Origin of the sequence: Caulobacter sp. DWR3-1-2 (assembly GCF_049896225.1) — a bacterium.
GTDB lineage: Bacteria > Pseudomonadota > Alphaproteobacteria > Caulobacterales > Caulobacteraceae > Caulobacter.
Window position 1 is genome coordinate 114,794 of sequence record NZ_JAFCTW010000011.1, and the last position, 19,172, is coordinate 133,965.

Here is a 19,172-nt window from a genome sequence, read left to right on the forward strand (position 1 = left end):
GCGACCGCCCCGTCCCCGTTCAGTTCAATCCGCAACAGGCTTGGCGCCTTTCTTTTTGGCCCTTCGAAGGTCAACCACGCCTTCGGCCCGTCCACGAAGAACCGGTCCGTTGAGGAAACCGCCCAGAGCTCCACCATATAGGCGGCTTCCGCCCCGGTCTCGGCCGGCGCGTTGCGAATGAACGACAAACTGAACGGTCGGATCGCCGCGATGCAGCGCGCCCTTTCCCTCCGACACCACGCTGAGTGAAGGCGCAGGCTCCGCCGGTCAACCGCGACGACGAGACAGGGGCGTCGCATCCCGCGTCCGCCTCCGCCTCCGCCCCACATGCCGAGCGCGCTTCAACGTCCCTGTGCGCGACCAGCCCCCTTGGCCACCGGGAAATAGACCCCGAACGTCGCCCCCGCGCCATGGACGCTTTCGACGATCATCCCCCCGCGGTGGCGGTTCATGATGTGCTTGACGATGGCCAGGCCCAGGCCGGTGCCCGAGCGGTCGCCGCTCTTTTGGCCCTCGACGCGGTAGAAGCGTTCAGTCAGACGCGGCAGGTGCTCGCGCAGCATGCCCGGCCCCTTGTCAGTGACCCTCAGCGAGGCGTAGCGCTCGCCTTCTGCGTGGTCGGGGGTCAGCAGCGACATCCGGGCGCCGGCCGGGTCGCGCGCCGCCGCCGCCATGTCGGCGGTCAGGCCCGAGTGGATCTCGACCCGCACCACGCCATCGCGCGGGGTATATTTGATGGCGTTGTCGACCAGGTTTTGGATCACCTGGACGATCTGGTCGCGGTCGCCCTCGACCACCGCCGCGCCGCGCGGCGGCAGAACGGGGTCAAAGCCCACGGCCTTGACCTTGGCCTGCGGACCCAGGGCGTCGAGCACGTCGATGGTGGCCATGGCCAGGTCGACCTGGCCATGCGGGGCGATGTGCTCGTTCAGCTCGATCCGCGACAGGCTCATCAGGTCGTCGATCAGCCGGGCCATCCGCTCGGCCTGGGCCTGCATGATGCCCAGGAACTTGTCGCGCGCCCCCACATCGTCCTTGGCGTGGCCGCGCAGGGTCTCGATGAAGCCCGACAGTGAGGCCAGGGGCGTGCGCAACTCGTGGCTGGCATTGGCCAGGAAGTCGGCGCGGGTGCGCTCGCTGCGGCGGGTGTCGGTCTCGTCGCTGAGCACCAGCAGGGCCAGGCGCGAGCCGCGTTCGTCCAGGCCCAGCGGCGCGCTATGGGCCACCCATTCGCGGCCCTGGGCTCCGCCGCCCACATAGTCGACCGAGCGCCGCAACCCGCCGAACAGGCTCTCGTCCACCGCCTCCAGCACCTGGGGATTTCGCACCGCCGAGACCAGCAGCCCGCCGCGCGGCTGCAGCTTGAAAAGCTCGCGGGCGGCGGCGTTGGCGAACACGAAGCGCCTGCCGGTCAGATCGTCGGCCTCCTCGGCGGCGATGACCATCAGCGGATCGGGCAAGGTTTCGAGAATCAGGGCGAAGGGCGGCGGGCGATCGACGACCGCCGGCGCCGGGGCGGGCGCGATCGGATCGGCGGCGTATCGGCGGGCTCGACGCGCCAGCAGAAGGCCGGCCCCACCGCTGGCCAGCCCGGCGACGATCGCGCCCGTGGCATTGGCGCCGCCGGTCAAGCCCAAGCCCAGCAAGGCCCCGGGACCGATCAGCACCGCCGCCCACAAACCCAGTGGCATAGGGGTGGACCCGCCCGAACGGGTCGGCGGTCGCGGCGAGGCCATCGGCATGCGGCAGTCTCGATTTCTGTGGAAAGACGGATTCGTCGAACCAGATATGGCGCCCTGGGGTGGCTTGCGATAGACCGTCAAACGCTCAAGAAGCACGACGTTGGCGGAAGCACCGCAATTTCGCCGCAACGTGCCGCAATCTGGGGTCTGGTTTCTCTCCGAGGTGTCGTTCGTAATGCAGCGCAAGGTCCTGGTCGCGACAGTCGCAACCGCTCCTCTCCTGGCCATGGCGTTCGGCGCTTATGCTGAGACCGTCGTCAACACGGCCCGTACGACGCCGATCGCCACGGCGACGGCGACGACGGCGGGCGCCCCCGACGACGTCAAGATCGACGCCGCCGGCTCGATCAAGACGACCGCCGGGACCGGCCCGCTCATCCTGCTGAACAGCAACAACAAGGTCACCAACGCCGGCACGCTGGCGACGGTCAATCTGGACGACACCACCGGGATCGAGATCCGCGGCGGCAATACCGGCACGGTGACCAACTCGCTGGCGATCAGCCTGACCGAGGACTACACCCCCACAGACGACGACAAGACGGCGGCCGGCGTCGCCGCGCCCGACGGCGACCTCGACGGCCCGTTCGCCAACGTCAAGCGCCACTACGGCATCCGCTTGATGGGTCCGGGCGTCTTTACCGGCAATATCGTCCAGGACGGCACCGGCTCGATCATCGTCGAGGGTAACAATTCGGCGGGCGTCTCGCTGGAGACCGGCCTGGTCGGCAACCTGAAGCTCGGCGGTTCCGTCGCGCTCACGGGCGATAACAGCTATGGCGTTCACGTCGCGGCGCCGGTGACGGGCAACGTCACGCTGAGCGGCTCGACCACCGTGTTGGGCGAAAACAGCACGGCGGTGGCGCTCGACGGCGCCGTCAGCGGCGCCTTCGTCGTGCAGGGCTCGATCAGCGCGACCGGCTATCGCTACACAAACCGCCCGACTGAAGCCGTCATCAGCAAGCTCGACACCGAAGACCTGCTTCAAGGCGGCTCCGCTGTTCGCGTCGCCGGCAACGTGACCGGCGGCGTGTTGTTGAACGGCCCAACCGGTTCGACCGTCGTCGACGGCACGACAACCACAACGAGCGTGATCTCGTCATCGACCGCGAGCACGGCCGCGCTCAACGTCTTCGGGCGCGCGCCGGCCCTGCTGATCGGCTCGGACACTCAGGCCATCACCCTCGGCGCGGTCGGCGCGGCCGACAACGCCTATGGCCTGGTCTCGAAGGGCTCGATCGCCGCCAGCGGCGTCTATGACAAGATCGCCGCCACCGGCGTCCAGATCGGCGGCGGAACCGGCCAGGCCACGACCCTGACCGGCGGCGCGCGTTTTGACGGCAGCGTCACCGTCGCCGCGCGCGAAGCCAACGCCACGGGCGTCAGCCTGACCGCCGGCGCCGCGGTCCCCTCGCTCTGGAACCGGGGTTCGATCACCGCCGCCAGTTCGTCCTATGCGGGCTCGGGAGTGACCGGTGACGCGCGGGGCCTGGTCATCGGCGCCGGGGCCAATCTGGCCAACCTGACCAACAACGGCGGCATCTCGGCGGTCCGCATCGGCGACGCCGGCGACACCGGCGACGCCATCGCTGTGCTCGACACCTCGGGCACGTTGAAGACCATCACCAATACCGGCTCGATCTCCGCCCAGGTTTCCGCCTCGACCGCGAAGAAGGACGGCACGACGGTGACGACGGTCGTCACGCCGACGGGCAAGGCGATCGCCTTTGACCTCAGCGCGTCCAACGGCGTCACCCTGACCCAGACCGCGCCGACGTCCTCCGCCACGACCACCACCTATGCCAGCACCGACACCGTCACCACGGCGAGCACCACCTCGACGACCACGACGCCCTCGATCGCCGGCGCGATCCGCTTCGGTTCGGGCGCGGACGTCCTCAACATCCAGAACGGCACGGTGTTCGGCGACATCTCGTTCGGCGCCGGCGCCGACGCTCTGAACATCAACGGCGGCGGCGTCGTGCTGGGCGCGCTCTCCGACACCGACGGCAATCTGGCGATCAAGATAACCAATGGCAGCCTGGGCCTGACCAATACCGGCCCGATCAGCGCCTCTAACCTGACTCTGGAAAAGGACAGCAAGGTTGTCTTTACCGTCGACCCCACCGCCAATGGCGGCCTTGGCGCCAACACCCACATCAACGTCTCGGGCGCGGTCAAAATCGACTCGGGCGCACAACTGGGCCTGCGGCTGACCAGCCTCCTGACGACGAAGAAGACCTATACAGTGATCACCGGCGGCTTGCTGACCGTCGGGGATATCGGGCTAGAATTGCTGGACAATACGCCCTATCTGTACGTTGCCACGCCCTCGAAGGATGGCAATAACGTCTATCTCACCGTTGACCGTAAGAGCGCCACAGACATCGGCATGAACAAGGCCCAGGCCTCGGCCTATGATGCGGTGTTCGCCGCCGTGGGCAAGGATACCGGCATCTCCGGCTCCTTCCTGGGCAAGGACACCAAGGACGGCTTCCTGAGCCTGTACAACCAGATGCTGCCCGACCAGGGCGAGGGCTTCTTCGCCGCGCTGCAGAACGCCAACCAATCGATCGCAGCCGCCACCGGCTACCGTCCCGATCCCGGCGACCGCTACGGTCCTGACAGCATCTGGATGCAGGAAATCAACACCCTGATCCGCCGCGACACCGGCGACACCCAGGGCTCCGACACCCAGGCCTTCGGCTTCGTTGGCGGCTATGAGGCCATGGGCGACGCCGGCGGCGCGCTGGGTCTGACCCTGGCCTATATCAGCGTCGAGGAACACGACATCACCGCCCAGGTCGGCGAGCAGACCACGGGCAACTTCGTGCAGCTCGGCTCCTACTGGCGCCGGTCGATCGGCGGCTGGCGGATGAATGTCGGCGGCGGCGGGGGCTATGGCTGGTACGATGGCGACCGGGTGTTCAACTCGGGCGACGCCAACGGCGACGGCGTCGCCGACGTGGTGCGGAAGAATACGGCCAAGTGGAACGGCGCGACGTTCAGCGCCTTTGCCGGCGCGGGTTACGAAACCAAGTTCGGGCGCTATTTCGTGCGTCCCGAGGCCCGCTTGGACTACCTGTACCTGCGAGAAGGCAAGCGAACGGAAAAGCTGGTCAGCGCCCAGAACGCGGGCGTGGCCACCACCGACAACGGCGATGGTTTCAACCTGACCGTCGAGCAGCGTAACTCCAGCAGCCTGTCCGCCGACGCCGGCCTGGCCTTTGGCGCCGATTTCGGCCGCGACGTCTGGTGGCGTCCGGAAGTGCGGGTCGGCTATCGCCAGACGCTGGCTGGCAGCGTCGGCGACACGGTCGCCCGCTTCAATGGCGGGAACCCTTTCCACATGGCCGCCATGGACGAAAAGCAGGGCGCCGTGACCGTGGGCTTGGCTCTGCGGGCCGGAACGCCGATGTCCTACTTGGCGCTCGAAGCCAACGCCGAATCCGCCAAGAAGCAGAAGCGCTACAATGTGAAGCTTACGGGCCGGGCGATGTTCTAGAGCATTTCCCGACCTGACTGCGTCAGGCCGTGAGCTGTAATCTTCTGTTTTGACGCATTTTTCTTCACGCGAACCGGAACCACTTCGCTCGAAAAATGCTCTAGCCCGTCCGGCGCCGGTTTCAAGCGCCTCCAGGGGCGGTTCGAAACGGCCTGAGCGAACACTGATCGAAAAGGCTCGCGCCCCGGCGCGGGCCTTTTTCGTTTGGATTTCAGCGGCTTGTGCGATGATCCGTACAAGGCCTGAAGGAAAACTCACAGCCCTCCGGCCTAATCTCTATTCAATGAATAGGAATATTCGTCTTTTGTGCTGATCAACAGCGGCGCCGGCCAAGGCGCCGAGAGGGGAAGACCATGACCAAAGCCCAGACCGCCTGGCGCGCCGCCCTGATCGCCGGCGCTTCGCTGGTCGCCATGACCGGCGCGGCCCACGCCCAGACCGCCACCCAGACACCCGAGCAGCAGCAGGCCCGCATCGAGGCCCTGGAAGCCCAGCTTCAGGCCCTGTCCGGCCAGATCGCCGACCTCAAGGCCGCGACCGCCGCCAGCCTCAAAGATGTCCGCACGATCCAATCGGCGACCGTCGTCAGCGTCGCCAACGGCAAGCCGACCATCGCCTCGGGCGACGGGGCCTTCAGCGCCAATATCCACGCCGTCATGCAGCTGGACGCGGCCTGGTACAACCAGGACAGCGGCCTGGGGGCCGGCGTCGTGGGCCGCGACCTGAACAGCGGCACCAACTTCCGCCGCGCCCGGCTGGGCGTCGATGGCAAGGCCTTCAAGAACTTCGACTACAGCGTCCTGCTGGACTTCGGCGGCGCCGGTACGGACGGCGCGGGCACGCTGCAAGAGCTGTGGCTGCAGTACAATTATGCGCCCTTCAAGGTGAAGGTCGGGGCCTTCGCCCCCAATGTCGGCCTGGAAGATGTCGCCTCGACCAACGGCTCGCTGTTCCCGGAACGTCCGACGGGCTCGGAACTGTCTCGCGGCCTGGCCGGCGCCGACAAGCGCATCGCCCTGCAGGCCCAGGCCCTGGGCGAGCGCTGGCTGATCTCGGGCGCCGTCACCGGCGCCAAGGCCGGCGATGGCGCCACCTTCGACGAGCAACTGGGCTATGTGGCCCGCGTCGTCTATGTGCCGCTCAAGGGCTATGACTGGCTAATCCACACCGGCGTCAACGCCAGCCTGGTGGCCCAGCCAGCCCAGACCACCGCAGGCGGCGCCTATCCCATCAATGTCACCGACCGCCCGGAACTGCGGGTGGACGGCACGCAGCTGATCAGTTCGGGCGCCATCGATTCCTCCGGCGCGCGCCACTACGGCTTCGAACTGGCCGCCCAGAAGCAGAACTTCCTGATCCAGGGCGAATATTTCGACATCGCCTTGGACCGTCGCAACCGCGCGGCCAATGTCAGCGATCCCAAGTTCCATGCCTGGTACGTCGAAGGCTCCTGGGTGCTGACCGGCGAGGCGCGCAAATATAACGCTGGAAACTTTGCCTTCGACGCCCCGGCCGTGACCAATCCGTTCGACCCCAAGGCCGGCAAGTGGGGCACCTGGGAACTGGCGGCCCGCTATTCGACCGCCGACCTCAACTATCATGAATACGCCACCGTGGCGGCCGACCGGGTTCGGGGCGGCAACCAGGATATCGTCAGCCTGGGCGTGAACTGGTTCCCCAACACGGTGACCAAGTTCTCGCTGGACTATCTGGATGTCGACGTCGATCGCCGCGACGCGGCCGGCGCGCAGATCGGCCAAGGCTACAAGGCCATCAACGTTCGCAGCCAGTACGCGTTCTAAGACTAGCGGACCCGCGTTCCCTCGATGGGGACGCGGGTCCGCGCCATCACGGCACCGCCAGCCTGGGCCGGGCTGGTCGATCAGCGTTCAAGATCCACCTTCTCAAGCGAGCCACATCGCCATGACCCACGATCCGAAGACCCCCACGCGTCGCGGCCTGCTCGGCACGGCCACGGCTGGCGCCGCGGCCCTGGCGGTTCCCGCCGCCTTCGTCGGCGCGGCCCAGGCGGCCGGCGTCAAGCCGTTGACCCTGCTGAACGTCAGCTACGACCCGACCCGCGAGCTCTACAAGGACATCAACGCCGCCTACGCCAAATACTGGAAGGACAAGGTCGGCCAGGACCTGACCATCAACCAGTCGCACGGCGGTTCGGGCAAACAGGCCCGCTCGGTGATCGACGGCCTGCAGGCCGATGTCGTCACCCTGGCCCTGGCCTATGACATCGACGAAATCGCCGCCAAGGCCAAGCTGCTACCGGCCAACTGGCAGTCGCGCCTGCCCAACAACTCGACCCCCTACACCTCGACGATCGTGTTCCTGGTCCGCAAGGGCAATCCCTGGAGGATCCGGGACTGGGGCGACCTGATCAAGCCGGGCATCGACGTGATCACCCCCAATCCCAAGACCTCGGGCGGGGCGCGCTGGAACTATCTGGCCGCCTGGGCCTGGGCCCTGAAGCAGCCGGGCGGTAGCCCCGCCAAGGCCGAAGCCTTCCTCAAGACCTTGTTCGAGCACGTGCCGGTGCTCGACACCGGCGCGCGCGGCGCGACCACCAGCTTCACCCAGCGCGGCCTGGGCGACGTGCTGCTGTCGTGGGAGAACGAAGCCTATCTGGCGCAGGAAGAACTGCCGGGCAAGTTCGACATCGTCTATCCGTCGATCTCGATCCTGGCCGAGCCCCCGGTGGCGATCATCGACAAGAACGTCGACCGTCACAAGACCCGCCTGGCGGCCGAGGGCTATCTGAACTTCCTGTACAGCCCGATCGCCCAGGACCTGATCGGCAAGAACCACTACCGTCCGCGCAACGCGGCCGCCGCGGCCAAGTACGCCGGCAAGTTCAAGAACATCCCCCTGGTCACCATCGACGACACTTTCGGCGGCTGGAAGAAGGCCCAGGCCACCCACTTCGCCGACGGCGGTTTCTTCGACAAGATCTTCAAGCCCAAATAGGGCGACCTTCGCACCTGCGGTCATGGCGGCGGGGACCTCAAGGGGTTTCCGCCGCCCTATATTTTGGTCCACTGTCGAGCGCCCGGCGCCCCGGAACCCGGCGCCACAGGGGACGTTTCGGGACACGGGGCGTCAAGACAGGTCGGGCACAGTGCGAATGACGGACTTTCTGCAGTCGGAACGCGCGGCGGACCTGCTCGCCGCCGAGCACGGCCCGGACGATCCCTTCGCCGCCGCGATCCGCGCCACGCCGATGGCAATGATCGTCACGGACGCCCGCCAGGCCGACAATCCGATCATCTTCGCCAACGACGCCTTCCTGGCCCTGACCGGCTATCGCCGCGACGAGGTGATCGGCCGCAACTGCCGCCTTCTGCAGGGCCCCGACTCCGATCCGGCCGCTGTCGCGCGCCTGCGCGACGCCGTCGCCGCCAGCGAGGCCATCGCCCTCGACATCCTCAACTATCGCAAGGATGGGTCGATGTTCTGGAACGCTCTCTATTTGTCGCCCGTGCGCGACAAGGCTAGCGAAGTCGCCTTCTTCTGCGCCTCGCTGGTGGATGTCAGCGACAAGAAGCAGGTCGAGTTCGAGCTGGGCGACACCCGTGAGCGGCTTGAGGCGGCGGTGGCCGATCGCACGCGCGAGCTGAGCCTGGCCCTCGAGCAAAAGACCGCCCTGCTCCACGAGGTCGATCACCGGGTCAAGAACAACCTCCAGCTCATCTCCTCGCTGCTGCTGCTGCAGAATCGCCGCGTCACCGACCCGGCGGTGAAAACCTCGTTGCGCGGCATGCTGGAGCGAGTCAGCGCCATCGCCACCGTCCACCGCCGCCTGTTCCAGAGCGACGACGTCGAGCGCTTCGATGTCTCAGCCTTCGTGCGTGATCTGGTCAGCGACATGATGGGCTCGGCGCGGCGCGATGACATCACGGTCCGGCTGGACCTGGAGCGGGTCGATGTCGCCGCCGCCAAGGCCGCCCCCCTGGCCCTGGTGATCAGCGAGCTGTTCTCCAACACCTTGCGCCACGCCTTCCCGGAAGCCCGCGGCGGCGAAATCTTTGTCGGAATCTCGCAGGCCGACGGCGAGTTCCGGATCGAAATTGCCGACAACGGCGTTGGGATGGAGAATTCCGCCGCGTCGGGCGGGTTCGGCCTGACCATCATCCAGTTGCTTTGCCAACAATTGAAGGCTCGATCCGAAACCACCTCCGCCGATCCCGGAACCCGTGTGGTGGTGCATTTGCCGGTCAACGGCCTGCATCACTGAAAAAGGTTGAAGCTGGTGATGACCGAGCGCCCGCTCGATGTCTTGATCGTGGAAGACGAGGTCCTGCTGGCCGCCGAGCTGGAATTCCTGCTCGACGAAGTCGGCTACAAGGCGGTCGGCCACGCCATGAGCTCCGGCGAGGCCGTCGCCATGGCCAACGCCCTGCACCCCGACCTCGCCTTGGTGGACGTTCATCTGCAGGACGGGCCGACCGGCGTCGACGTGGCGCGCACCATTCATGACAAGTGCGGCGGCGTGGCGCTGTTCATGACCGCCAACGTCAAGCGCCTGCCCGACGATTTCGCCGGGGCCTGCGGGGTGATTGGCAAGCCCTATTCCTCGCACGGCGTGAAATCGGCCCTCGCCTATCTGGCGGTCTGTCTGCGCAACGGCCAAGCGCCGGGGCCGCCGCCGATCGGGCTAGATCTGGCGCCGGCCTATGCCGAGCACTGGGGCCTGAACGACCTGCCCCGCGCCAGCTAGGTGAGCGCTCCCCTCATCGCCTCCGTCGTCGGCACGGCCGCCGCCCTGCTGTCGATCACCAGCTTCGCGCCGCAGATCTTCAAGATCTGGAAGGAGAGGGACGCCTCCTCGGTGTCGCTCCGCACCTACGCCATCACGGTCACCGGATTTGCCTGCTGGATCATCTACGCCGTGATGATCAAGGCCTGGCCGGTGATCGCGTCCAACACCGCCTGCCTGCTGATGTCCGGCGCCGTGCTGGCGCTGAAGTGGAAGTTCAGTCGGAAAGGGCGGTAAAAATCGCCCTCCCTTCATCCCTTCATCCCTTCATCCCGACGAAAGTCGGGATGAAGGGAGTTTGAGGGTGGACGCTAGCATGATCGCCGCGTTGAACGCGTGACAGCACCCACCGCGTCCGCTATCGAGGCGCGCCTTTCGCTTACAGGACCGCCGCCCTTGACCGACGTCGCCGAGGAAGCGGGCTGGGCCACCGCCAAGACCCTGGCCGAAGCCCTGCCCTATATCCAGATCTACGACCGCGAGACGGTGGTGATCAAATACGGCGGTCACGCCATGGGCCAGGAGCAGGTGGCCAAGCTGTTCGCGGCCGACGCCGTGCTGCTGAAGCTGCTGGGCGTCCACCCCGTGGTGGTGCACGGCGGCGGCCCGCAGATCAGCCGCATGCTCGAGCGAGCCGGGGTGAAGTCCACCTTCGTGGACGGCCTGCGTGTCACCGACGAGGCCACCATGGAAGTGGCCGAAATGGTGCTGTCGGGCGCCATCAACAAGGAAATCGCCAACTGGATCACGCTGGCCGGCGCCGAAGCCGACGTGCGCGGCGTGGGTCTTTCGGGAAAGGACGCCCGGATGATCACCGCCGAGAAGGTGACCCGCACCCGCAAGGACCCCGGCAGCAACATCGAGCAGGTCGTCGATCTGGGCTTCGTGGGCGAGCCGACCAAGGTCGATCCGCACATCATCCAGGCCCTGCTGACCTCCGAGACCGACTACATCCCCGTGATCGCCCCGATCGGCGTGTCGGAATCGGGCCAGACCTTCAACATCAACGCCGACACCGTGGCCGGCGCCCTGGCTGGGGCGTTGAAGGCCAAGCGGATGCTGATGCTGACCGACATCGCCGGCGTACTCGACGCCGACGGCCAACTGATCCGCCAGATGACCGTCGCCGAGGCCCGCGCCCTGATCGAGAGCGGCGTGGCCAGCGGCGGTATGATCCCCAAGCTGGAGAACGCCATCTCTGCCGTCGAAGCCGGCGTCGAGGCCGTGGTGATTCTCGATGGCCGCCGCCCCCACGCCATGCTGGTCGAACTGTTCAGCGAGCACGGCGCGGGTACGCTGATCTCGAAATGAGCGTACCCGACCTCACCGTCATCGACACCTGGCTGTTCGACCTCGACAACACCCTCTACCCGGCCGAGTCCGAATACATGGCCCTGATCGAGGGCAAGATGACCGACTTCATGGCCCGCGAGACCGGCCTGCCCCGTGAAGAGGCCCGAGCGATCCAGAAGCGCTATTACCACGAACACGGCACCACCCTGGCCGGGCTGATGGCCCATCACGGCGTCGAGCCCAAGGCCTTCCTCGACGAGGTGCACGATGTGGCCATGGACCGCCTGACGCCCGACCCTGTGCTGCGCGACGCCATCGACGCCCTGCCTGGTCGCCGCCTGGTCTTCACCAACGGCTCGCTGGGCCACGCCGCGCGGGTGCTCAAGCATCTGGGCCTCGACCATCTGTTCGAGGACACCTTCGCCATCGAGACGGCCGACTATCTGCCCAAGCCGGCCATGGCGACCTTCGAGAAGATCATCGCCCATCACGTCTTCGATCCCAAGACCACGGCCTTCTTCGAGGACAGCGAGAAGAACCTCGCTCCCGCCGCCCTGCTGGGCATGACCACCGTCCTGGTCGGCGGCCACGCGGCCGCCTCGACCGCCGACTTCGTCCAACACCGCACGAACGACCTCGCCGGGTTCCTGACCTCGGCGCGCCTGAAGGAAGCCTTGAGATGAGCGACACCCCCCCCTCTTCCATAAGCATGGCCGACTTGCGGACCGAAGTCGAAGCCGCCTGGGAGGCCCGCGACAGCGTCTCCACCGCCACCACCGGTCCGGTGCGCACGGCGGTCGAGGAGACGTTGGCGCTGATTGACGCCGGCAAGGCCCGGGTGTCAGAGAAGATCGACGGCGAATGGACCACCCATCAGTGGCTGAAGAAGGCCGTGCTGCTGTCGTTCCGCCTCAACCCCAACAAGGTGATGCACGCCGGCGCCCTTACTGGCTTGATTGGGGGCGGCGCGGTCGGACCCTGGTGGGACAAGGCGCCCAACAAGTTCGACGGCTGGGACGCCCCTCAGTTCGAAGCCGCTGGCTTCCGCGCCGTGCCCGGCTCGATCGTCCGCCGCGGGGCCTTCATCGGCCGGAATGTCATCCTGATGCCGTCGTTCGTCAACATCGGCGCCTATGTCGACGACAGCACCATGGTCGACACCTGGGTGACGGTCGGCTCCTGCGCCCAGATCGGCAAGCGCGTCCACCTGTCGGGCGGCGTCGGCATCGGCGGCGTGCTGGAGCCCCTGCAAGCCAATCCGACCATTATCGAGGACGACTGCTTCATCGGCGCCCGATCCGAAGTGGTCGAGGGCGTGGTGATCGGCGAAGGCTCCGTCCTGTCGATGGGCGTGTTCATCTCGATGTCGACCAAGATCGTCGACCGCAAGACGGGCCAGGTCCATATCGGCAAGGTGCCGCCCTACAGCGTCGTCGTGCCCGGCAGCCTGCCCGATCCCAAGGGCGGACCCAGCCTGTCCTGCGCGGTGATCGTCAAGACGGTCGACGCCCAGACCCGGTCGAAGACGAGCATCAACGACTTGCTGCGGGACTAGGCGCTCCTGGCCGCGGGGAATCCGATGACCGCGACCTTGACGGCGCTGCGCGACGGATCCCTGGCCGGCGCGCGCACGCTGACGCTGCGCTGTGGACTAACGGAATTTCCTCCGGAAATCTTTGGCCTGGCCGACACGCTCGAGGTGCTGGACCTTGGCGGCAACGCCTTGACGGCCCTGCCCGACGACATCGGGCGGCTGAAGGCGTTGCGGGTGTTGTTCTGCTCGGGCAATCATTTCGACCGCCTGCCGCCCGGGCTGGGCGACTGCCCGGCGCTCAGCCAGCTGGGCTTTCGCGCGACGGGCCTGCGCGACATCCCCGCCGAGTCGCTCCCCGCCAGCCTCCGTTGGCTGACCCTAACCGACAACCGGATCGAGGTCCTGCCCGCAACGCTGGGCGAACGTCCCGCCCTGCAGAAACTGATGCTGTCCGGCAATCGGTTGCGGGGGCTTCCCGCTAGCCTGGAGGGCGCGGACAAGCTGGAGCTCCTTCGCCTGTCGGCCAACCGCCTCGACGCCCTGCCGGCCTGGCTGACGGCCTTGCCGCGCCTGGCGTGGTTGGCCTGGGCGGGTAATCCATTGGATCGACACGCGGCGGGCGCCGCGCCCCTGGCCGACTGGGCGACGCTGCGGGCCGGCCGCCTGCTGGGCGAGGGCGCTTCCGGACAGGTTCACGAAGCGGTCTGGACCCCACCGGGCCACCAAGCCCGATCCGTCGCCCTCAAGCTCTTCAAGGGCGCCATGACCAGCGACGGCCTGCCCGAGCGCGAGATGGCCGCTTGCCTGACGGCCGGGGAGCATCCCCACCTGACGGGCGCCCTCGCTGGGTTGGTTGGACATCCCGACGGAGTCCAAGGCCTGCTGATGGACTTGCTGCCCGCGCAATGGCGCGTGCTGGCCGGACCGCCCAGCGCGGAAAGCTGCAGCCGGGACGTCTATGACCCGACCCTGGGCCTCGACCTCGATGTCGCCCTGCGCATCGCCCGCGGCATCGCCGCCGGGGCGACGCACCTGCACGACAAAGGCCTGACGCACGGCGATCTTTACGCGCACAACATCCTTTGGGACGGCTTGACCGGCCAAGCCGTGCTTAGCGATTTCGGCGCGGCGTCGTTCCTTCCGGTGAACGCCGACGGCGGGTTCAAGCGCCTGGAAGTCCGGGCCTGGGGCCTGCTGCTCGGCGAGCTGTTGGAGCGCTGCGATCTGGAAGCCTCGCCCCAGGACGCGCTGTGGACCCTCCAACGCGCCTGCGTGCAGCCCGACGTCGCCGCGCGGCCGTCCATGGCCACCCTCTTGGACGCGCTCAACACCCTTTAGAGCATTTCCCGACCTGACTGCGTCAGGCCGTGAGCTCTAATCTTTTGTTTTGAGGCATTTTTCTTCACGCGAACCGGAACCACTTCGCTCGAAAAATGCTCTAGGCCGCCCGCTGCACCTTGGCGTTCCGCGCCCAGTCCGGGCGCGTCATGCCGACAAAGGCCGGGCCGGGATCGGCGCCGTTGCGGACCAGCAGGTCGCGCATCGAGCCGGTCGCGGCGATGGCCTCCAGCCCCAGGTCGGTGAAAGCGGCGCGGCGGTTGGCCTCGTCGCCCCAGATATGGGCCGACAGCAGCGGATTGGTCAGGGCCTGGGAGAAGGCGTCCACCGCCACCATGCGCAGGATCAGCGACGGCAGCGGCGAGTTGTCGACCACATCCTCGGCGAACATGCCGACATAGAACTCCACGCTCTCGACGCCGGCGGGATAGGTCGCCTCAAGCCGCTCGGCGATGTCGGTCTTCGTGGTGATGTCGGCGAAGGTCTTGACCGGGGCCATGCCCATGGTCCGGCGATAGGCGTTGTAGGGCGCGATCTGGTTGACACGGGCCTGGTCGATGGCGTGGGCCTCAACGTCCTGCAGGAAGTCGGCGGTGTTGCCCATGCCCAGGCGCGCGGCGGGCTGGGCGCTCATCCAGGAAAAGGCCTGGGCCAGGCCGACCGAGGTGAACAGCGGGTTGGCGAAGCGCAGATTGCCGGTCGAGGTCTCGACCCCGTTCCAGTTCAGCCGGTCGGGCACCAGCGAGTGCCAGCGATAGAGCAGGCTGAACTCGGCAGTGATCCAGTTGGGCTTGTTCCAGGGCTTGTCCCAGCAGCCGCTGGGATCGGCCAGCAGCCGGATCCGCGACGGCGAGATGTGGTTGATGTATTCTTCGACCACCAGCTTGATGAACAGCACGATCATCACGTTGCGGGCGGTTTCGAACACCCGGTCGTCGTCCCAGTCGGTATGGTTGGCGGCGATCAGCCCGGCCAGGCGATTGTGCTCGCGCAGCAGCAGGGTGTTGATCATCGACACCCCGACCGTCGCATTGGCCCGGTCGCCGCCCACCGCGAACAGGGTCGGGCGCAACTGCGCCGGCACCTTGTCGATGCCTAAGGGCGGGTCGAGCACCGCGAACTCGTCCAGCACCACGCCGTTCAGGTCATACAGCGCGGGCGGATATTCCTCGTCCTGGATGCGCTGTGACTTCAGCCGGCCCCGCTCGGCGGAATTGGGCGAGCGCAGGCGCAGGGCGTGGGTCTGGGCCTCGGTCCGGCCATACAGCGGGCACAGATCGATCTCGTGGTTGGAGGTGTTGCGCCGCCGATCGGTCAGGGCGTCGTCATTCGACACCTTGGTGCGGATGAAGCCGTCGGTCAGATATTGGGCGAAGGCCGGAAACAGCATGGTCGACTTGGGGCACAGCACCTGCTCGCCCGTCGGCCGGGCAAACAGGGCGGTGGAGCGTTCGAGCGGCGGGTGCGGGCCGAAATCCGTCGCGGGCAAATGCCGGGCGCTATAGGTGCGATCCGTAAGCCCGATCCAGCTGATATAGTCGGTGCGGGTGCTCCACGGATGGGGCCGGCTGCGGGTCTGCTTGACGATGCCGTCGATCAGCACCCCGTTGACCAGCCTGGCGAAGGCCGGCCAGCGGTTGGCGAGCCAGGCCACGATCGGCTCGATGACAGCGATGATCCAGCCCCACATGTCTTTCCGCCCCAACCAAGTTGTGGTCGAATCATACCACAGCCTGGGCGCGATCGCGCGCGGGGAGAACACCGTTATGCGTCGGGATAGGGCGTCCCGTCCCGATGCCGGTAGAGATCCTCGCCGGCTCGCGCCACCAGGTCGATGTCAGGGTAGTCGCAACCGTCGATCTCCGGCCGTCGCGAGCCCATTTCCAGCAGCACGGCCACCCTGTCCGAGCGGTTCCGCAGGTGGTGGCCGTTGGCGACACCGGCCTTGAAGCCCGCGCAGTCGCCGGCCCGCAGGACAGTCTCGCCCTCGTTCTCGACCAGCACCACCTCGCCCTCGACCACCCAGACGAATTCATCCTCGGCCGAGTGCCAGTGGCGTTGGCTGGTCCACTGGCCGGGGGGCAGACGCATCAGATTGACGCCGAACTGGGTCAATCCGGCGGCGTCGCCCAGCGTCCAGCGTTGGCGGCCCTGGCAAGGAGCGTCATGCGGCGGCGGATAGGTCGTGCCGAAGCGGGTGGGCGCCGTGTCGATGTCGATCTTGGGCATGGGTGTCCGTGGAAGAAGCTTGCTTGGTTTGCGTCGCGCCAGAGGGAAGCCTAAAGGCAGGATGATGACCAGCCCCACACCCGATCCTGTCAGCATCGACCTCGACCCGGTCGCCCTGGCGCAGGCCCTGATCCGTCGTCCCTCGGTGACCCCGGCCGACGAGGGCGCGATGGACGTTCTGCAACGGCAATTGGAGGCCCTGGGTTTCGCCTGCCGTCGCATGCGGTTCGGCGAGATCGAGAACCTCTACGCCCGGCGCGGGACGGCGCGGCCCAACCTGTGCTTCGCCGGCCATACCGACGTGGTGCCGGTCGGCGACGACGCAGCCTGGACGCTGGGTCCCTTCGAGGCGCAGATCAAGGACGGCGTGCTCTATGGCCGCGGCGCGGTCGACATGAAGAGCGCCATCGCCGCCTTCGTCGCCGCCGTGGCCAACATGCCCCGGCAGGCCGGTTCGCTCAGCTTCCTGATCACCGGCGACGAGGAGGGCGTCGCCGAGGACGGCACCGTCCGCGTCGTCCAGGCCCTGGCGGCCGAGGGCGAGGTCATCGACCACTGCATCGTCGGCGAGCCCACCAGCGCCAGCCTGCTGGGCGACATGGTCAAGATCGGGCGACGCGGCAGTATCAACGCCTGGATCGCTGTCGACGGCAAGCAGGGCCATGTGGCCTATCCACAGCGCGCCGCCAACCCGATCCCGGTGCTGGTCGATATCCTCAGCCGCCTGCAGAGCCGGGTGCTGGACGAGGGCTATACCGGCTTTCAGCCGTCGAACCTGGAGGTGACCACGGTCGATGTCGGCAACACCGCCACCAATGTCATCCCCGCCAGCGCCAAGGCCCGGATCAATATCCGCTTCAATCCCGCCCACCAGGGTAAGGACCTGCAGGCCTGGATCGAGGCCGAATGCCGCGAGGCAGCCGAAGGTTTCTCCGGCCGCGTCGAGGCCCTGTGCAAGATCAGCGGCGAGGCCTTCCTGACCGAGCCGGGCCCCTTCACCGACGTGATCGTCGCCGCCGTCGGCGAGGCCACGGGCCGGACGCCCGAACTGTCCACGACCGGCGGCACCAGCGACGCGCGGTTCATCCGGTCAATTTGCCCGGTCGTCGAGTTCGGCCTGGTCGGCGCCACCATGCACGCCGTCGACGAGCGCGTGCCGGTGCAAGAGATCCGCGACCTGGCCGGCGCCTACACCGCCCTGATCCGCCGCTATTTCGAGACCTTCGCCTGATGCTCAAGGCCGCCGCCTCCAGCTGGCCGTTCTGGGCCCTGGCGTCGGCGGTGTTCGCGGCCCTGACGGCGATCCTGGCCAAGGTCGGGATCGACGGCGTCGGCTCCAACCTGGCCACCTTCATCCGCACCGTGGTGATCCTCGGTTTCGCGGGCCTGATCCTGACCGTGGCCGGCGAGTGGCGCGCGCCGGGCTCGATCAGTCCGCGCTCCTGGCTGTTCCTGGTGCTGTCGGGCCTGGCCACCGGCGCCTCGTGGCTGTGCTATTTCCGCGCCCTGAAGATCGGGGAAGCGGCCAAGGTGGCGCCGGTCGACAAGCTGTCGGTAGTGTTCGTGGCGATCCTCGCGGCCGTGTTCCTGGGCGAGAAGCTGTCACCGGTCAACTGGTTGGGCGTGGCGCTGATCGCCTGCGGCGCCGTGCTGGTCGCGGTGCGGATCTAGCCATGGACGACTTCTCGATCGCCGATGTCTTGGCCGAGGTGGCCGTGCTGGTGAAGCCGCACTTCGGCAAGGGCCAGCCCGCCGACTATATTCCGCAACTGGCCTGCGTGCCTCCCAGCAAGTTCGGCATGGCCGTGCGCACCGTGGCCGGCCAGGAGGCGGTGATCGGCGACGCCGACGAGGGCTTCTCGGTCCAGAGCATCACCAAGGTGTTCTCACTAGGGCTCGCCTTGAACCGCTTCGGCGACGAGGTCTGGACACGGGTCGGCAAGGAGCCGTCGGGCACGCCGTTCAACTATCTCTCACAGCTCGAATCCGAAGAGGGCGTGCCGCGCAATCCCTTCATCAACGCCGGCGCCATGGCGATCACCGACCTGCTGATGGATGTGTTCAAGGACCCGGCGGCCCTGGTGCGCGGCTTCGCGGGCTTTCTGGCTGGCGAGACGGTCGAGATCGACAAGACCGTCGCCGCCTCGGAGCTGGCCACCGCCCACCAGAACCGCGCCATCGCCCATCTGATGCGCGGCAAGGGCACGATCAGCCACGACCCGGAAGCCGTGGTCGCCGCCTATACCCGCCAGTGCGCCCTGACCATGAGCTGCCGCCAGCTGGCCCGCGCCATGCTGCCCCTGGCGGCTGGCGGCTTCTCGCCCCTGGCCCAGGAGACGATCTTCCCCGAGCGCCTGACCCGGCGGCTGAACGCCCTGCTGCTGACCTGCGGCATCTATGACAGCGTCGGCAGCTTCGCCTATCGCGTCGGTTTGCCGGCCAAGAGCGGGGTCGGCGGCGGCATCGTCGCCGTGGTCCCCGGCAAGGCCACCATCGCGGTGTGGTCGCCGGAACTCGACCGCTTTGGCACCTCGGTGGTCGGCACGGTGGCCTTGGAGCGGTTCACCCAGCTGACCAATTGTTCGGTGCTTTAGCTTCCAAACTCTCGCAAGTGCTTGCTTCTAAATCCGCTCATCCCGGCGAATGCCGGGATGTGGATTCACACTTGAAGTGCAACAGGGCGTAGACCTCGGCGGGTGTCTGGAAGCCCAGGCACTTTCGAGGCGTGTGGTTGTGGAGCCTGTTGAGCCACAGGATGTCGTCCAG

At 67.2% G+C, this 19,172-nt stretch carries 16 protein-coding genes; 13 read left to right on the plus strand and 3 right to left on the minus strand.

Annotated features, from left to right (window positions below; genetic code table 11):
- Positions 1 to 341 precede the first annotated feature (341 nt).
- Entirely contained in the window at positions 342 to 1,742 is a 1,401-nt protein-coding gene (locus ACP696_RS15615; protein ID WP_426044014.1) for an ATP-binding protein, read from the minus strand.
- Positions 1,743 to 1,917: 175 nt separating this feature from the next.
- Between ACP696_RS15615 and ACP696_RS15620 the strand changes: the two genes are divergently transcribed.
- From ACP696_RS15620 to ACP696_RS15665, 10 genes are all read left to right on the plus strand, one after another.
- Positions 1,918 to 5,247: an autotransporter outer membrane beta-barrel domain-containing protein gene (locus ACP696_RS15620; protein ID WP_426011121.1), complete on the plus strand. Its 3,330-nt coding sequence runs from the start codon at positions 1,918 to 1,920 to the stop codon at positions 5,245 to 5,247.
- Positions 5,248 to 5,600: 353 nt separating this feature from the next.
- A complete protein-coding gene (locus ACP696_RS15625; protein ID WP_426011119.1) occupies positions 5,601 to 7,049 on the plus strand; it encodes a porin in 1,449 nt (482 codons plus the stop codon).
- A 121-nt stretch (positions 7,050 to 7,170) separates the two neighbouring features.
- On the plus strand, positions 7,171 to 8,223 hold the full coding sequence (locus ACP696_RS15630; protein ID WP_426011118.1) for a sulfate ABC transporter substrate-binding protein: 1,053 nt from the start codon (positions 7,171 to 7,173) through the stop codon (positions 8,221 to 8,223).
- Between the two features lie 157 nt (positions 8,224 to 8,380).
- Positions 8,381 to 9,490, plus strand: coding sequence for a histidine kinase dimerization/phosphoacceptor domain -containing protein (locus ACP696_RS15635; protein ID WP_426011116.1), 1,110 nt, complete (start codon positions 8,381 to 8,383; stop codon positions 9,488 to 9,490).
- A gap of 18 nt (positions 9,491 to 9,508) precedes the next feature.
- Positions 9,509 to 9,973 (plus strand): response regulator, encoded by a 465-nt coding sequence (locus ACP696_RS15640; protein ID WP_426011114.1) that lies wholly within the window; start codon positions 9,509 to 9,511, stop codon positions 9,971 to 9,973.
- Positions 9,974 to 10,249: a SemiSWEET family sugar transporter gene (locus ACP696_RS15645; RefSeq protein WP_426011113.1), complete on the plus strand. Its 276-nt coding sequence runs from the start codon at positions 9,974 to 9,976 to the stop codon at positions 10,247 to 10,249.
- Positions 10,250 to 10,408: 159 nt separating this feature from the next.
- Complete coding sequence (gene argB, locus ACP696_RS15650; protein ID WP_426011111.1) at positions 10,409 to 11,323, plus strand: acetylglutamate kinase; 915 nt, start codon at positions 10,409 to 10,411, stop codon at positions 11,321 to 11,323.
- Complete coding sequence (locus tag ACP696_RS15655; RefSeq protein WP_426011109.1) at positions 11,320 to 11,988, plus strand: pyrimidine 5'-nucleotidase; 669 nt, start codon at positions 11,320 to 11,322, stop codon at positions 11,986 to 11,988. Before argB ends, ACP696_RS15655 begins: the two co-directional genes overlap by 4 nt.
- Entirely contained in the window at positions 11,985 to 12,860 is an 876-nt protein-coding gene (gene dapD, locus ACP696_RS15660) for a 2,3,4,5-tetrahydropyridine-2,6-dicarboxylate N-succinyltransferase (RefSeq protein WP_426011107.1), read from the plus strand. Before ACP696_RS15655 ends, dapD begins: the two co-directional genes overlap by 4 nt.
- Positions 12,861 to 12,884: 24 nt before the next feature.
- Positions 12,885 to 14,177, plus strand: a complete 1,293-nt coding sequence (locus ACP696_RS15665) for a leucine-rich repeat-containing protein kinase family protein (protein WP_426011105.1) — start codon at positions 12,885 to 12,887, stop codon at positions 14,175 to 14,177.
- 100 nt (positions 14,178 to 14,277) lie between these two features.
- Here the strand turns inward: ACP696_RS15665 and ACP696_RS15670 are convergent, their stop codons facing one another.
- Positions 14,278 to 15,867, minus strand: coding sequence for a peroxidase family protein (locus tag ACP696_RS15670; protein WP_426011103.1), 1,590 nt, complete (start codon positions 15,865 to 15,867; stop codon positions 14,278 to 14,280).
- Between the two features lie 74 nt (positions 15,868 to 15,941).
- Positions 15,942 to 16,406, minus strand: a complete 465-nt coding sequence (locus ACP696_RS15675) for a cupin domain-containing protein (protein WP_426011101.1) — start codon at positions 16,404 to 16,406, stop codon at positions 15,942 to 15,944.
- Between the two features lie 64 nt (positions 16,407 to 16,470).
- Here ACP696_RS15675 and dapE point away from each other — a divergent pair, with 64 nt between their 5' ends.
- Genes dapE through ACP696_RS15690 form a run of 3 tightly spaced genes read left to right on the plus strand, consistent with a single transcriptional unit; the run spans position 16,471 to position 19,000 of the window.
- Positions 16,471 to 17,637, plus strand: coding sequence for a succinyl-diaminopimelate desuccinylase (dapE, locus tag ACP696_RS15680; protein ID WP_426011303.1), 1,167 nt, complete (start codon positions 16,471 to 16,473; stop codon positions 17,635 to 17,637).
- Positions 17,637 to 18,077, plus strand: coding sequence for an EamA family transporter (locus ACP696_RS15685; RefSeq protein ID WP_426011100.1), 441 nt, complete (start codon positions 17,637 to 17,639; stop codon positions 18,075 to 18,077). Before dapE ends, ACP696_RS15685 begins: the two co-directional genes overlap by 1 nt.
- A gap of 2 nt (positions 18,078 to 18,079) precedes the next feature.
- Positions 18,080 to 19,000, plus strand: a complete 921-nt coding sequence (locus ACP696_RS15690) for a glutaminase (protein WP_426011098.1) — start codon at positions 18,080 to 18,082, stop codon at positions 18,998 to 19,000.
- Positions 19,001 to 19,172: the final 172 nt, after the last annotated feature.

Excerpts from the sequence above, each read along its gene's own strand:
- ACP696_RS15615 (WP_426044014.1), bottom strand. The coding sequence starts at position 1,742 with ATGCCGATGGCCTCGCCGCGACCGCCGACCCGTTCGGGCGGGTCCACC.
- ACP696_RS15620 (WP_426011121.1), top strand. The coding sequence starts at position 1,918 with ATGCAGCGCAAGGTCCTGGTCGCGACAGTCGCAACCGCTCCTCTCCTG.
- ACP696_RS15625 (WP_426011119.1), top strand. The coding sequence starts at position 5,601 with ATGACCAAAGCCCAGACCGCCTGGCGCGCCGCCCTGATCGCCGGCGCT.
- ACP696_RS15630 (WP_426011118.1), top strand. The coding sequence starts at position 7,171 with ATGACCCACGATCCGAAGACCCCCACGCGTCGCGGCCTGCTCGGCACG.
- ACP696_RS15635 (WP_426011116.1), top strand. The coding sequence starts at position 8,381 with ATGACGGACTTTCTGCAGTCGGAACGCGCGGCGGACCTGCTCGCCGCC.
- ACP696_RS15640 (WP_426011114.1), top strand. The coding sequence starts at position 9,509 with ATGACCGAGCGCCCGCTCGATGTCTTGATCGTGGAAGACGAGGTCCTG.
- ACP696_RS15655 (WP_426011109.1), top strand. The coding sequence starts at position 11,320 with ATGAGCGTACCCGACCTCACCGTCATCGACACCTGGCTGTTCGACCTC.
- dapD (WP_426011107.1), top strand. The coding sequence starts at position 11,985 with ATGAGCGACACCCCCCCCTCTTCCATAAGCATGGCCGACTTGCGGACC.
- ACP696_RS15665 (WP_426011105.1), top strand. The coding sequence starts at position 12,885 with ATGACCGCGACCTTGACGGCGCTGCGCGACGGATCCCTGGCCGGCGCG.
- ACP696_RS15670 (WP_426011103.1), bottom strand. The coding sequence starts at position 15,867 with ATGTGGGGCTGGATCATCGCTGTCATCGAGCCGATCGTGGCCTGGCTC.
- ACP696_RS15675 (WP_426011101.1), bottom strand. The coding sequence starts at position 16,406 with ATGCCCAAGATCGACATCGACACGGCGCCCACCCGCTTCGGCACGACC.
- dapE (WP_426011303.1), top strand. The coding sequence starts at position 16,471 with ATGACCAGCCCCACACCCGATCCTGTCAGCATCGACCTCGACCCGGTC.
- ACP696_RS15685 (WP_426011100.1), top strand. The coding sequence starts at position 17,637 with ATGCTCAAGGCCGCCGCCTCCAGCTGGCCGTTCTGGGCCCTGGCGTCG.
- ACP696_RS15690 (WP_426011098.1), top strand. The coding sequence starts at position 18,080 with ATGGACGACTTCTCGATCGCCGATGTCTTGGCCGAGGTGGCCGTGCTG.